The sequence below is a fragment of the Blastocatellia bacterium genome, assembly GCA_016713405.1.
Classification (GTDB): Bacteria; Acidobacteriota; Blastocatellia; order Chloracidobacteriales; family JADJPF01; genus JADJPF01.
This window is the reverse complement of record JADJPF010000022.1, coordinates 201,559-215,784: the sequence shown is the minus strand read 5'-3', so window position 1 is coordinate 215,784 and position 14,226 is coordinate 201,559. Positions and strand designations below refer to the sequence as shown.

At 36.0% G+C, this 14,226-nt stretch carries 11 protein-coding genes; 5 read left to right on the top strand and 6 right to left on the bottom strand.

Features of this window, described 5'->3' with window-relative positions; all coding sequences use genetic code 11:
- Window positions 1-12 precede the first annotated feature (12 nt).
- A complete protein-coding gene (locus IPK14_22400; GenBank protein ID MBK7996022.1) occupies window positions 13-2,613 on the top strand; it encodes a hypothetical protein in 2,601 nt (866 codons plus the stop codon).
- Window positions 2,614-2,742: 129 nt separating this feature from the next.
- A complete protein-coding gene (locus tag IPK14_22395; GenBank protein MBK7996021.1) occupies window positions 2,743-3,054 on the top strand; it encodes a hypothetical protein in 312 nt (103 codons plus the stop codon).
- Between the two features lie 247 nt (window positions 3,055-3,301).
- On the opposite strand, the gene IPK14_22390 is transcribed toward IPK14_22395, so the two are convergent.
- The 6 genes from IPK14_22390 to IPK14_22365 all read right to left on the bottom strand — a co-directional run bounded on the left by IPK14_22390 (window position 3,302) and on the right by IPK14_22365 (window position 8,191).
- Entirely contained in the window at window positions 3,302-3,508 is a 207-nt protein-coding gene (locus tag IPK14_22390) for a hypothetical protein (GenBank protein MBK7996020.1), read from the bottom strand.
- An 8-nt stretch (window positions 3,509-3,516) separates the two neighbouring features.
- A complete protein-coding gene (locus IPK14_22385) occupies window positions 3,517-4,992 on the bottom strand; it encodes a hypothetical protein (protein ID MBK7996019.1) in 1,476 nt (491 codons plus the stop codon).
- On the bottom strand, window positions 4,946-5,746 hold the full coding sequence (locus IPK14_22380) for a ParA family protein (GenBank protein MBK7996018.1): 801 nt from the start codon (window positions 5,744-5,746) through the stop codon (window positions 4,946-4,948). The genes IPK14_22385 and IPK14_22380 overlap by 47 nt, the downstream gene beginning before the upstream one ends.
- A 53-nt stretch (window positions 5,747-5,799) precedes the next feature.
- Window positions 5,800-6,273, bottom strand: coding sequence for a MerR family transcriptional regulator (locus IPK14_22375; GenBank protein MBK7996017.1), 474 nt, complete (start codon window positions 6,271-6,273; stop codon window positions 5,800-5,802).
- Between the two features lie 347 nt (window positions 6,274-6,620).
- Complete coding sequence (locus tag IPK14_22370; GenBank protein MBK7996016.1) at window positions 6,621-7,448, bottom strand: SDR family oxidoreductase; 828 nt, start codon at window positions 7,446-7,448, stop codon at window positions 6,621-6,623.
- 26 nt (window positions 7,449-7,474) lie between these two features.
- Entirely contained in the window at window positions 7,475-8,191 is a 717-nt protein-coding gene (locus IPK14_22365) for an FHA domain-containing protein (GenBank protein ID MBK7996015.1), read from the bottom strand.
- 268 nt (window positions 8,192-8,459) lie between these two features.
- Between IPK14_22365 and IPK14_22360 the strand changes: the two genes are divergently transcribed.
- The 3 genes from IPK14_22360 (at window position 8,460) to IPK14_22350 (ending at window position 14,223) form a co-directional block, all read left to right on the top strand.
- Window positions 8,460-12,023, top strand: coding sequence for a protein kinase (locus tag IPK14_22360; protein MBK7996014.1), 3,564 nt, complete (start codon window positions 8,460-8,462; stop codon window positions 12,021-12,023).
- A 75-nt stretch (window positions 12,024-12,098) separates the two neighbouring features.
- A complete protein-coding gene (locus IPK14_22355) occupies window positions 12,099-12,569 on the top strand; it encodes a serine/threonine protein kinase (protein ID MBK7996013.1) in 471 nt (156 codons plus the stop codon).
- Window positions 12,508-14,223, top strand: coding sequence for a HEAT repeat domain-containing protein (locus IPK14_22350; GenBank protein MBK7996012.1), 1,716 nt, complete (start codon window positions 12,508-12,510; stop codon window positions 14,221-14,223). Before IPK14_22355 ends, IPK14_22350 begins: the two co-directional genes overlap by 62 nt.
- Window positions 14,224-14,226: the final 3 nt, after the last annotated feature.

Sequence of the window (14,226 nt, the reverse complement as noted above, 5' to 3'; positions counted from 1 at the left end):
AGCTTTGATCAAATGTTACAAGAGTTAAAGAAAACTAAACCTACCGATATTCCCGGCATGGAAGAAGTTAAACTCTTCCCAATGCCAGACTCTTCAGCCGCTCCAATAGTTGAATCCATAAACCGCGCTCAGGATAGCGTTGATGTTTCTATTTATCTCTTTACTGAACCTAAAGTCATGGATGCTCTTAAACAAGCTGCTGCTCGTGGTGTTAAGGTTCGTGTAATGTTAGAACCTCAAGTAGTAGGTATTAAAGATGCAAATAAACCTACTGAAGATCAACTTCGTGCTGCTGGAATTGAAGTAAAAACTACTCCAGAAATCTTTAGCGCAGGTAACAAAGTTGACCATGCTAAATTTATTGTTGTAGATAAAAAAGAACTCCTATTTGGTACAGGTAATTTAGTAAAAAGCGGTTTAGGTGAAGGTGATCCTAATTTTCATAACCGTGATTTCTGGGTTAGAGATACACGCGCTCAATCTGTTAGTGAAGCAAGTCAGCTATTTGATGCTGATTGGGATCGTCGAGACTCTACAAGTATAGATTTTAAGAATTTAGTAGTAACTCCTGATAATGCTAGCCAAAAACTTTTTGACTTTATTGATAATGCTAAAGAAAAACTTTATGTCTATAACCAAAGCTTAACAGACCAGCCAATGATTGACCGTATCATTGCAGCCAAACAACGTGGTGTAGATGTTAAAGTAATGGTCAATGCTCCTCGTGGAAGTACAGATAAAGTTATTCAAACTAAAGCTAAATTAGAAGCAGCCGGTATTGATGTTGCTTACTATCGTCAATATGAAACCTTACACGCTAAGGCAATGATTGCTGATAATAAGGCTTATATTGGTTCTCAAAACTTTACTAGCGGTGGTCTTTATAATAATAGAGAATTTGGTCAAATTGTTGACACTCCTAGTGTAGTAAAAGACCTAGAAAATATCTTTATTAAAGATCTAAAGACTACAGGTATTATTGCTGGTGATATTACTCAAGAAGCTGAAAAAGTCCGTATTCATAGAATGCCTGACTCTACTAGCAAACCTCTTATTGATGCTATCAATAGTGCAACCAAGACTGTAGATTTAGAAGTTTACCTACTTACAGATATTGGTGTAACAGAAGCATTAAAAGCCGCTGCTAAACGTGGTGTTCAAGTTCGGGTAATGCTTGAGCCTAAACCAGTTGGTGAATATAACAACTTTGAAGAAAAAGCTACTGAGCTTCGTGCTGCTGGTGTAGATGTAAGAGAAACTCCACCAGAATTTAATACCAACATGAATGTTGATCACGCCAAGTTTATGATCATTGATAACCGGGATATGCTCTTTGGCACAGGTAATCTTACTAAAGGTGGCTTGGGTGAAGGTGCTAAACCTGAATGGAATAATATTGATTTTTGGGTAGAAGATACCCGCGCAGAAGCTGTTAAGGAAGGTGCAACACTCTTTGAGCGTGACTGGAACCGTCAAAGCACTTCTGATATTACCTTTAAGCATTTAGTCTTAACTCCAGATAATGCTAATTCTCGTATTGGAGACTTAATTGACTCAGCAAAAGATCGTCTCTATGTCTATAACCAAACTCTTACAGATCAAGCACTTATAGATAAACTAATTGCTGCTAAAGAACGTGGTGTAGATGTTCGTGTACTAGTGGGTAAAGTAGAAACTACCCCTGAACGCCCAATTCAACCAAATCAAAAGGCTGTTGATCAACTAAGTGCAGTTGGTATAAAAGCTGATTTTATGTCTCGTAACTACCTACATGCTAAAGGAATTATTGCTGATGATAAGACCTTTATTGGTTCACAAAACTTTACTGGTGGCGGTTTAATTAGAAACCGCGAAGTAGGACAAATTTTTGATGATCCAAAGATTGCTGCTCAAATGGCACAAACCTTCTTAGCTGATGAAGTAGCTCGTACCCCTGTAGATATGGATGCAGAACAAAATGGGGTTAAAGGTCTATTCTTACTCCAACCAGGTGTTTACCAAGGTGGCGCACCTAGCACAGCACCTGTTGCAAAAGATGGCCCTCCAGCAGATCCATTTAATTGGGTTAAAAACAATCGTCAAATTGGTATTGAAATTGACTTACGTGAACCCAATGAAGTTGGCACAACTGAAACTGACGCTCGTGCAGCAGGATTACAATATATAAATATTCCTCTTTCAGATGCTAGCACTCCAACAGCTAACCAAATTAATCAACTATTCTCAGTAGTTGATAATGCAAGAAAAGCCCAACAAGCTGATCCAAACAGTGCTAATGGTGTTTATATTCATGACAGCAGTTCAAGTAAATATCGCTCAGGTATTATGTCATCTCTACTACAAATTAGAGCAGGCGTTGCACCAGATACAGCGGTTGCTGCGGCTAAAATTAGAGGTATGGCACCAGACTTTGTAGCTAAAAATGGTAATAAAGCTTCAGAACAAATTGATTTTATTACCAAATATGGCGATGCTTACCAAAAACTTGGTATCCAAGCCGGTAGCCCTCAAGAACAAAAATTTAACACTTCATTTACAACCCTTTGGGCTAATAATAAAACTGCTAGTCGTGCAGACTTTGCAAAAGTTTTTGAAGCTCAATGGAACCGCTAGGACAAATCCTTGTCCATTTGTAAAATTTTAATGTCCATTTGTGCCAGTTGCTTTTCTTGCAACTGGCATTTTACTTTTTTCTATGATTCTGATTAAGATAACCAACAAAAAGCTTAAGGAGCAAATTCAATGAGTAGTCCACCTATTGCTAGTCAAATATTTTTCTATATAAAACGTGACCTTGGGGAAGCTGTCTATGGCTTTGAAACTTCAGAAGGCTTAACTGTACCTATATTTAGCTCTATGGAACTAGCACGAGGTTTTTTAGAATTTGCTCGTGTACGCGGTCATGGTGTTGCAATGATTGCTCCTACACAAATTTCTGTCTTTGCTGATGGCTGTAAAGGTGCTGGAGCTAAATTTTTACAACTTGACCCACAAACCGATGTCTTAAAATCGGCAAGAGCAAAAAATATTCTTTTAACTGATAAAAAAGCATAGAAGGAAATACTTAAATCTATTTGGGCAGCTTGGAAAAGATTTGCATATATCTTGGGCAAAATTCAAACAACCATTTTGCTCACTCTAATCTATTTTTTAATTATCCCTTTTTTCTCTCTAATACGCTTAAAAGATCCTCTCTCAAAACGCTTAGAAGGCTCTTCTTACTGGCAAGATTTCAAAAAACAGCCTACCACCTTAGAACAGTTTCAAAAAATGTTCTGAGGGGATTTATAGCTCATTTTAGCTATAAATCAAATTTTAATTCTTCTCGCAAATAATAACCTCTACACCATCCACATATCCCAACAAAAGCTTCTAGCTCTGAACGTGGCACAAGACGTTCACATTCTGGGCATTTTTCATAGGCAGACTCATAGCCTGGTACTTTTTCATATTCCTTTAGCAGATTGGAAAAAAAACGATTCTTAAAATCATCATCTCTGTTGCTCATAATCACCCCTACTTGGCAACTCCTAAAATTTCATTTACTAAATCATTATTGTAAGTGACATTATCTCGAATACAAGCTTGTTTAATGCTTTCTAGCAGGTCTGACAAAAGTGCGCGGCCACCTACACGACTTTGGCGCACTTGTTCAACTATTCTTTCTAATTTGCGTCTTTGTGATGCACGGGTTTGTTGCTGTTCTTGAGTAGCCTTGTCTATAGCTTTGCCAAAATAAGCAAACGAGCCTATAGGCTCAACACTTCGTTCAAAAATCTGTTTCATATACACAAGTATGTTTTCTTGTCCAAGATGGGCGATTTTTCTATAAGCTGTTAGGTCAGCTAAAGTTGGACGGTTTCCAGTTAACTCTTGATAAATCATCATCACCTGCTTTTCGAGATGATCTTTTTTATTTCTAAGATCATGATCATGATCTTTCATGTAGCTCTGTGGTAGCTGGCTCTGTGTGAGCCGGCTGTCTGATAGCTGGCTCTGTGTGAGCCGGCTAGAATTATTATTATTAACTTCAAGAGGTATTTTACTGGTGTTATTACTAGTTTCTTCATCATTAAGAATACCTGGTATAACAGGACAAAAATATGAACCTCTAGCTGAACCTCCAAAAACAACACTTTCTTTTTTTAGTAATCCTCTTTGTTGCAAAATAACAGCTTGTCTTTTAATAGATGCTAAAGATTGATTACAGCGAGCCGCCCAAGCTTCTAAGCTAATATGGCAGCTATTTCTTTGAAAACCAAAGGTTAAACGCAATAGTTGTAAATAAGGAGTATGGGTCATTGGGGGAAGTTGTGGCAAAATTTCGTCAAAAACAACTTGTGGGATTCGGCTATGTTCTACACTACGCCAATTAATATTTATAGGGCTAGCTTCGATTTTACCTAAAGGTGTTGGGCGTTGTGGTAGAGGAATATCTATTATTTGTTCGGATTCTTCTAGTAAATTAGGTTGTGTTTTTAATTCTGGTAAAGGTATAGTTTTTTCTAGCTGGCTCGCTAATAGCTGGCTCTCTGTGAGCCGGCTCTGTGATAGCTGGCTCTCTGTGAGCCTTTCAGTTTGAGAAAGTGTCTGTGTGAGCCGGCTCTGTGAGCTATCTATAATAGAGCTAGCTCTTTGAGTGCTAGCGATCGTAGTATTTTCAAGGCTAGATCGCTGATCTGAGATCGAAGCAGGATCATTTTTTTGAGATTCGATCAATTGGGGAGTTGGGTTGATCGCTGTAGAGATCGGGCTAGAGATCAACTGAGTTGACGACTGATCAAGATCATTAAGATCATCAAGATCATTAAGATCGCCAACAGAAGAATCTACTTGAGCTAACTCCTCTGAATAAGGTTCTTTGCCTAAAAGGAACCTTAATGCACGAGTAGCTGGTGTGTTACGAATAGTTGCTTCTGAGGAAGCGTCTGTTTTTATATTATCCTCAGCCTTTGCGGACTTTGCGCGCGGCTTTATCTTCTTTTGCGACACGTGTAACAACCTCCTTGGCTAATCGAGCATAATCAACATAGCCAGCCGTGTTTGGATAATCAATTATAGGGCGACCTTCTGCTGTTGCTGTAGAAATAGCAGTGTTTAGATTAATAGTTGAATTAAGTAAATTAGTTCCAAAGTCAGATTTAAGCCTTTCTCTTAAAGACTCTGATTCTCTTACACCTGAACGAAAGAAAGTTTGTACAGCAAAAATAGTGACATTTAAGTTAAATTCTCGGACAAGTTCTGCTAGCACTTCAGCTAGATCGCCTATTCCAGTTAGTGCAAGCCAGGTAGAAACAGGAATTAGGACTATTTGAGCCGCAGCTAAAGCATTGATAGTAAGTAGGTTTAATCCAGGAGGACAATCAATAATTATGTAGTCATAATTAGTTAGTTTAGATAGCATTTGGCGCAATCTACGTTCACGGTTAATTACTTCACGTAGTTCAATTTCACCAATAGCTAATTCGCGGTTAGATGGCAAAATATCTAAATTTCCCCGTACTTCTCTAATAGCTTCTACTGGTTCACAACGTCCAAGTAACGCACCATAAAGGGTTTTTTCTATAGAGTTAGAATCAATAGCAAAAGATCTAGCAATATGACCTTGAGGATCACAATCAACTATCAAGACTCGTGCTGTTTTTTTAATTGATTGAGGATGGGCTAGAAAACAAGCTAAATTGACTGCTGTGGTCGTCTTGCCAACACCACCTTTTTGATTAGCAATTGCAATGACGGTGGACATTAAATTTCTCCTTAAAATGAATAAAACAAAACTTTTGCCAACAGCAATTGCCATTAGGCGGCTTTGCGAATATCAGGAACTTTGCCTAGTTGTTCCTCTAGTGATAAAAGTAGTAGTTGCTGGCGATGTGCGCGAAGTAAATCTACTACCTCTTTATCGCTATAGGCATAGTAAACTGATCGACCATCAGTTAGAAGAAACGGAGCGGATTCATAAAGTTCTATTCCTTCAGCCTTAAGACGAGCTACAACTTTACGAATTGCTTGCAAAGAAAAACCTGAACGGCGTAGTTCAGATACAACTAATCCTTCGATTACATCCGTAACAGCATAAAGAGATTTATAGCCTGGGCCAGTGCTTTCAGAATGTTGAGAAATACTTGGGATTACAATATTTAACTTTGACCAATAGCTTACTTGTTGTCGTGTCATACCAGTAATTTGCATTAATTCTCCAACTGTATAAGTACGTGCTGGCAAAATAAACCTAGCTGAACGCAACTTCCCTTCTTTAGTAAGTGTTCTCATTTTTTTACTCCAGTTATAATGGGTCATAATTGATAGACTTTGGAAGACAACAACTTAATAATAACTTTTAACAAGTATTGTTGTTTGTTTTTAAATATCAAAAAACACGATTTTTAACAAATAAAAAAACTTGTTTTTGGTAATTTGTTTAGATACAAACAATTAAGAAAATAGAAGTGATCTCTTAGAAGGTAAAGTTTGATCTGATAAAGCTACTAAATAGTTATAGTTATAATAATGTATATGCAACTATTGGTAAGTAAATAATTTAATGTAGGTTGAATTAGGAACATATAACAGTAATTTAGAAAAATTGTCTATGCTCCTAAATATTGAGATCAATTAGCTTAGGCCATCCAAGCCCCTCCACTAGGGCTAAGCACTTGTCCAGTAAAAAAGCTACCTTCATCACTTGCAAGATAAAGTGCCGCACTAGCTACTTCACTAACTTTGCCTGCTCTTTTTGCTGGAGTTCCCATTATCCAAGCTTGTTTTATCATTGGTGAAATCATATCTGTCATAGGGGTTTCAATTAAACCTGGTGCAATAGCATTAACCGTTATTGAACGTGTGCCAACTTCACGAGCTACAGCACGAGTTAGACCAAGAATTCCTGCTTTAGCTGCTGAATAGTGTGGCGAGGCTTCAAGCCCTAATGTTGCTGCAATTGAAGCCATATTGATGATCCGACCATAGTTTTTTCCTGACATAATCTTTAATGCTTCTCTTGTACAATAAAATGTTCCATATAAATGAACTTTAAGCATTTTATCCCAGTCTTCGTCTGATAAATTTTCAGTTACTGCCCAATGAGTTTTAATTTCTCCTTCAAACATTTCTGCTAGTTGGGCTTCTGCAACACGGTTAAGGATTCCTTCTTTTTCTGAACTAACTTCTCCAATACCAGCATTATTAACTAAAATATCTAGCGTACCATATTTTGCTAGCAGATCAGCAAAGACTTGTTTTACCTGGCTACTATCAGAAACATCGGCTGGTGCTGCTAGGGCGTTGGTAGAAAGATCCCCTAATAGTTGGAGAGTTTTTTCTATTGCAGAAGGTACAATATCATTTATTACAACAGTTGCACCTTCACGGGCAAATAGCAAACAAATTTCTTGTCCAATTCCAGAGCCTCCACCAGTAACTAGAGCTACTTTATTTTTTAATCGCATTTTTCCTCCATTGGGTGTAAAAATCTTTAACGTATCTTAAATAAAAAGCTTGGGCCATCACCACCAAAAGTTACTGTATCTCCAGATTTTATTGGAGCAGAGCCTAATAGCTTAGCATTATTTAAGAAAGTCCCATTTTTGCTATCTAAGTCTGTAATAATAAATTGTCCAGAGTGTTTAAGATCAGGAGTTATTTTAATTTGTTCTCTTGAGAGCATATATTCTTGATATTGATCATACTTAATCATAGAGGTAGTGCCACGACCTATAACTAACTCTCGAAAATCATTTAATGAAATAAAGTCTGATTGATTAATTCTTGAGCCTGATAAGTGTTGTAGGACAATTCGTTTTAGTTGTCCAGTGCTGGGAATATCAGGTAAATTTGGACGAGGGTTTAAGTCAAATTCAAAGGCTGGGCCATCTAAACCGGCTTGAATAATATCTCCTAATTTTAATTTTGTGACTCCAATAGCCCTACGCTTATTAATAAAAGTACCATTACGACTATCAAGATCTAGCAAAGAGAATTGGCGAGGATTATTAGAAATAGTAATTTTTGCATGACGAGAAGAGATCATAATATCTTTATTTTTATCAAATTTAAGTACAGAGGAAGAATCCCTACCAATAGTTATTTCTGAATAAGTACTAACTAAGAACCCTTCAACTTGACCAGCTTTTGAGCCAATTAAATGGTTGATGATTATGTATTCCTTCATAACTACTTCAGTAAATCTCATACAGTAAATATGATTTTACTGCCTCCTAATGCAATAGAGAGATTATTAATTTGTAGGTTTATAAAACTAAGAAAGGTGTTGCAATATACTATTTAAGCAAGCCAAGGTGCAATAGTTTAATAAAAGAAAAAAGTAGGTATTTATTAAAATTGGTGTTAATAAAAAATTGCTGTATTCTATAAAGCGTTGGTATTTTAAGGACTTGCTTTTAGCTATTAAATAAATTTAGTAGACTTTATATTAAGTAATTACTTTTGGGCAAATATATATGGACTCGCAGTTACAAGATTTGATTCTAAAACAAGCAGTAGAAAAAGGGTTATTGTTAGAAGAGGATTGCTGTTTAGAAGAGTCTAGCGAAACAATAAAGCTTAGTTCTGAACGTGTAGAAAAATGGGGGGATAAAATAGCAAGACTCTTAGAAATAGGTTTGATTTCTGAAGAGACGTTAGATTTACTCGCTAAAGATATAGATTTAGCACAAGAAACAAAAATAATAATCACTAGACAAACAGAAGAAATAAAAGAGGAAGAAAATCTTACTAGTAAAGAACTTAAAAATTTTAATGATAAAACGCCATCTACAGCAGTTACTTTAGTAAACTTAAATGGAGATGATTTAAGTACAGAAAAAAATATTTATCAACAAGTAACAATAATAAAACCAACAACTTCAAATAATAGCAAACCTAAACCAAAAGCATCATTATTTACTACAGATGAACTAAGCGAAGAAGCTTTGCTAAGCGGCTGGGAACGTTATAAAGACCTAAAATTAATTGGTGTTGGGGGGATGGGAAAAGTTTTTCGCGCTGTTGACCCAAAACTAAACAGAATTGTTGCACTAAAATTTTTAGTCGAAGATGAAGCAGATCTAGTAATTAGATTTATTCGGGAAGCTAGGCTTCAAGCAAGAATTGAACATGAAAATATTTGTAAAATCTATGAAATAGGAGAATTTCAAGGTCGTCAATATATTGCAATGCAATATATTAATGGTATTTCCTTGGATAGAGCTAAGGAAACATTAAGTGTTGAGCAGAAAGTAAAAATTATTAAAGATGTCTCAGAAGCTTTACATACTGCACATAAACAAGGACTTATACATCGAGATATAAAACCATCAAATATATTAGTTGAAAATACTGATGATAAAGGATGGTCGCCTTGTATTGTAGATTTTGGCTTAGCCCGGGAGGTTGGCGAAATTAATGGAACAGGTGCAGGGGTAATATTAGGTACACCTTCTTATATGTCACCTGAACAAGGAAAAGGCAGAACACATCTTTTAGATCGTCGAACGGATGTTTATAGTCTTGGAGTCACTTTATATGAGCTTTTAGGGGAAGAACTTCCATTTAAGGGAAAAAACTATTTTGATGTAATTTTAAAAATTACCCAAGATGCTCCAACTCCACTTAAAGAAATAAATGATGCAATTGCCGAGGATCTAAATATTATTGTAATGAAATGTTTAGAAAAAGATCCTCAACTTCGTTATCCATCAGCAAAAGCACTAGCTACAGATTTAGAGCTTTACTTAAATGGTGAAGCGATTACAGCTAGAACATCAAAAACCTACAGATTAAAAAAATTTATAAAAAAACATAAAGCAAAAGTAGCAATAGCATCTCTAGTAGCACTATTAATTATGTTTTCTACAGGTATGTGGATTAGGACTAGTTGGCTATCTAAAGAGCGAGAAAGAATTACACAAGTTTTTGGTCAGGAAGTAAAAGAAATAGAACAACTTTTGCGCTATTCAAATTCTTTACCTCTTAATAACACTCAAGGAGCAAGAGTTTTAATAGAAAAACGACTTAAGGCGATTAATGAAAAAATTGCGTCAGAAGGATATTTAGCAAAAGGCCCAGGCTACTACTCTCTTGGTTGTGGCTATTTAGCTTTGCAAGATTATGAAATGGCCCGGCTATATTTAGAAAAATCCTGGGAGAATAATTATAAAACACCTGATAATGCTTATGTTTTAGGTTATGTTTTAGCTGAACTATACCAAAAATTACGTAATGAAGTAAAATTTATTTCTAACAAAGAAGCTCAAGAACGTAGATTAGCAGAACTAAAAGCTTTATATTGTGATCCTGCCATTAAATACTTAAAAATCGGTAGTGAAAATAGCGTAAATAGATTATATGCAGAAGGGTTAATAGCCTTTTATCAAGACCAATTTGATATTGCTTTGGCAAAATCTAAAGATGCTTTTACAGAACTACCCTGGCTATATGATGCTAAACGCTTAGAAGGCAGAATTTATCAACAAATGGCTGTGGGAAAGCTTAAAAATGGTGATTACAAATCTGCTACACAAGACCTAGATTTAGCTAAACTAGCCTTTCAACAAGCTATAGATATTGCTCGCAGTGATGCAGGGCTTTATGAACTAGAAGCAGAGAGAAACTTAAAATTAATGGAAATTATGTTTGACACAGGTGAATCCCCCGAAGCTACATCTGAGCAAGCTTTAGCTGCTTGTGATAAAGCTTTAATTGTTAATCCAGAAAATAGTAGCACACATATAACTAAAGCTAAGATTTACCATACATTAGGGCTATATCAAATCAGATTAGGCCAAGATCCAGTAGCATTTGATAAAACTATTGTTATGGCTCAAAAAGCTATTGACCTTAATGAGCAGAAAGCTAAGTCTCAAAAAACTAATATTACTGGAGAACTAGCAGGCATTCCTTATGCTTATTTAGGAGCAGCCTACTATAGAAAAGCTTCTCAGGAAATGACTCTAGGCCAAGATCCGCGTCCAACTCTAGAAAAAGCTCTAGCTACTTATAACACTGCTCTAAAACAAAACCTATCCTATGATTTTATTTATAAAAACTTAGGTGATATTTACTGGCAAAAAGGACGTTATGAATTTAGCATAGGGCTTGATGCTATTAACTCATTAAATTACTCAATAGAGAACCATAAAAAAGCTATAGAGCTTAATAAAACAGACCTTTTTAACCATAATGCCTTGGGAAATACCTATGAAATTATGGGAGAATATGACTTATTTTGTGGAACAAATCCTGAAAAATGGCTAAATTTAGCTATTGAAACCTATCAAAATGCTATAGCAATTAATCCTAATCATCCTTATCCACACAATAACATAGGCATTTCTTTTCGTACCAAAGCACGTTATGAGCTAGCCGCAGGACTTGACCCAACAGAGTCAGTAAAAAAATCAGTAGAAAGTTTTGAAAAAGGTCTTAAACTAGGCCCTTTTGCTGATGGATATAGATTTTTATCTGAAGCCTGGTTAGTAGCGGCTGAATATAGTATTAATCAAAACCTGGATGCTACAGAAAGCTTAAAAAAAGCTCGTTTTGCTTGTGAAGAAGGGATTAATCGTAATAAAAACAACCCAGAACTTTACTTAAGATTAGCTGAGGTTGATACATTAACTGCCCGTAATTTAATAATCAAAAATCTTTCTCCTAAAGATTCTTTTCAGCAAGCCAAAAATAATTTTCAAAAAGCCTTAGAGCTAAATAACGAAAGCGCAGAAATTTACTTAAAATTAGCAGAATGTTTTTATCAAGAAGCTTATTGGAAAAGGGAGAAAAAAGAAAAAATTACCTTAGAAATTCAAAAAGCTATAGAATTACTTACAAAAGCCGAGCAATTTAATGATAAATTATTGGAAGCAAAAGCATTAAAATCTATTGTTTTATCATTAAAAGCCGAATTTGACATATCAAAAGAAACTGTTTTGCTTGAGTCAAAGACCTTACTTGATGAGGCAATAGAGAAAAATCCATTGTTAAAGTATAAATACCAAACTTTAATAAAAAGTAAATCTAGCTCTTAATGGTAGTTGTTTTTCTCTAAATTGTGCTTAAAATAAGTTAATTTTACTAGAGCCAATATTTTAAGGGGGCTGGAAATGATTGGAAAAACAGTAGCTCAATACAAGATACTAGAAATATTGGGTAAAGGTGGTATGGGACAAGTCTACAAGGCACATGACACCCAATTAGATAGGACAGTAGTCTTAAAACTGCTTTCTAGTGATTTATTAACCAATGATACGGCCCGCAAAAGATTTGCTCGTGAAGCTCGGCTAGCTTCAGTACTGGATCACCCTAATATTTGTATGATTTATGAAATTCAGGAAAAAGATAGCCAGTTTTTTATTGTTATGCAGTATGTAGAAGGCCAAACCTTAAAACAGACTATAAATAACCAACCTCTAGCTAATAACACATTGATTTCTATTGCCTTACAAGTAGCAGACGCGCTTTCTAGCGCAATATGTTGGAATAGTTCACCGAGACATCAAGCCCCAAAATATAATGATTACTCCTCGTGGTCAGGCAAAAGTGTTAGATTTTGGCTTAGCAAAAAATATTTATGAGAAAAATTCTCTTACCCGTCAGCTAGATATGATGGGAATAATTGAGACTCCTGGCACGCCTGCCTATATGTCACCAGAACAATCTAGACGTGAGCGAATTGATAGACGTAGTGATATTTTTTCTTTTGGAACAGTTCTTTATGAAATGGCAACAGGTATAAAACCTTTTACAGGTAAGGATCCACGAGACATCATTAAATCTGTTTGTGAACAAACTCCACGTGCAGTAACAGAACTAAACAGCAATATTGCACCAGGCTTTCAAGAGCTTTTAGAACGCTCAATGGCAAAAGACGCTGATAAACGCTATCAATCAATGCCAGAAATGATTGCAGACTTAAAGTTTATTGGTTCAGAAGCCTCTGCCAACAAAGCTGTACCAGATGGAATTATTAAACCTTTTGCTCCTGTAGAAAATGCAAAAATTAGTTGGTTAGATAGACTTTTGCCAAAATCCTTGCGGCGAACATCAAAACCTGCTGCTAGTCCAGTTGCTACATTAGGACTATCTTTACCAAGTAATATACGGGAAACTACTGTTATTAAAGAAGTTAGTAAAGAAGCTAGTAAACAAGATGCTAGTAGTGGTAGTAATAAAGAGGTTAATGCTGCAACTGCTCCAACTAAAATAGTTATTAGTGACCTTGCAGGTGAAAATCAAAATAGCTTAACTTCTGATGATGATTTTCCTTTAATTGCTGGTCAACACAAGACTTTAGCCATTATGCCACCAAAAAAACTTGGTGGGCTTTATGATGAAATTTGGGGAATGGCTTTACTAGAAACTTTAATAACAGAATTTAGCAAATTTAAGTCTTTGTCTGTTCGCCCTGCAAGTCAAGTTGCTAAATATATTAATCTAGAAATAAACCCCTCTGAAATAGGCCAAGAACTTGGTGTTGATGCTATTTTAACTACAAGCTTTATTTCTGTTGAAGACAAGGTTTATGTTATTGCACAACTTTTTGATACTCATACAGGTGCAATTGTTTGGTCTAAAAAAGTTGAAGCAGATGTAAGCAGTGAAAGTTCTATTTCACAAGATGGTATTTGTCAAACTTTGCTTTTACAAATAAAGCAAAAAAGTAGTCCTTTTGAACTCTTGCAAGATAAAAATGAAGAAATCCGGCTAGATGCTATTTCTAAGTTAAAATATTCGGCAGATTTATTAGCAATAGATGCTTTAGCCGCAGCATTAAAAGATAAAAGTCCTAAAGTAAAAGGATCAGCATCTCTAGCTCTAGCCCGTTTTGGTCGCGCTGCTAGTCCTGCCGTTCAAATGCAGCTAGAAAGTGCAATGCGTTCATATGATTTTGATACTGCTCGCTTTGCCGCTGCCGCGGCTGGTCGTCTTGCTAGTGTTGAACTTGTCCCTTTGTTGATAGATGCTCTAGCAAGTGAAGCTAGTTTACTAGCAAGCGAAGCAGCCTTAGCCCTAGGTCACTTAAAAGATGCTCGTGCTTGTCCAGAACTTACAGAAGCTCTACTGCGCTCAGATGCAAATGTCCGTTTTGCTTCTGCTCAAGCTTTAGGCGAAATTGCTCAAATGCAAGTTCTACCAGCACTTGAAGACCGCTTGCGCAAAGATGAAGATGAAGGCGTTAGAGCAAAGGCTTTTTGGGCTATTAAACATATTCAAAAAGTTAATTATTAAAAC

Excerpts from the sequence above, each read along its gene's own strand:
- IPK14_22400 (MBK7996022.1), top strand. The coding sequence starts at position 13 with ATGTTACAAGAGTTAAAGAAAACTAAACCTACCGATATTCCCGGCATG.
- IPK14_22395 (MBK7996021.1), top strand. The coding sequence starts at position 2,743 with ATGAGTAGTCCACCTATTGCTAGTCAAATATTTTTCTATATAAAACGT.
- IPK14_22390 (MBK7996020.1), bottom strand. The coding sequence starts at position 3,508 with ATGAGCAACAGAGATGATGATTTTAAGAATCGTTTTTTTTCCAATCTG.
- IPK14_22380 (MBK7996018.1), bottom strand. The coding sequence starts at position 5,746 with ATGTCCACCGTCATTGCAATTGCTAATCAAAAAGGTGGTGTTGGCAAG.
- IPK14_22375 (MBK7996017.1), bottom strand. The coding sequence starts at position 6,273 with ATGAGAACACTTACTAAAGAAGGGAAGTTGCGTTCAGCTAGGTTTATT.
- IPK14_22370 (MBK7996016.1), bottom strand. The coding sequence starts at position 7,448 with ATGCGATTAAAAAATAAAGTAGCTCTAGTTACTGGTGGAGGCTCTGGA.
- IPK14_22365 (MBK7996015.1), bottom strand. The coding sequence starts at position 8,191 with ATGAGATTTACTGAAGTAGTTATGAAGGAATACATAATCATCAACCAT.
- IPK14_22360 (MBK7996014.1), top strand. The coding sequence starts at position 8,460 with ATGGACTCGCAGTTACAAGATTTGATTCTAAAACAAGCAGTAGAAAAA.
- IPK14_22355 (MBK7996013.1), top strand. The coding sequence starts at position 12,099 with ATGATTGGAAAAACAGTAGCTCAATACAAGATACTAGAAATATTGGGT.
- IPK14_22350 (MBK7996012.1), top strand. The coding sequence starts at position 12,508 with ATGATTACTCCTCGTGGTCAGGCAAAAGTGTTAGATTTTGGCTTAGCA.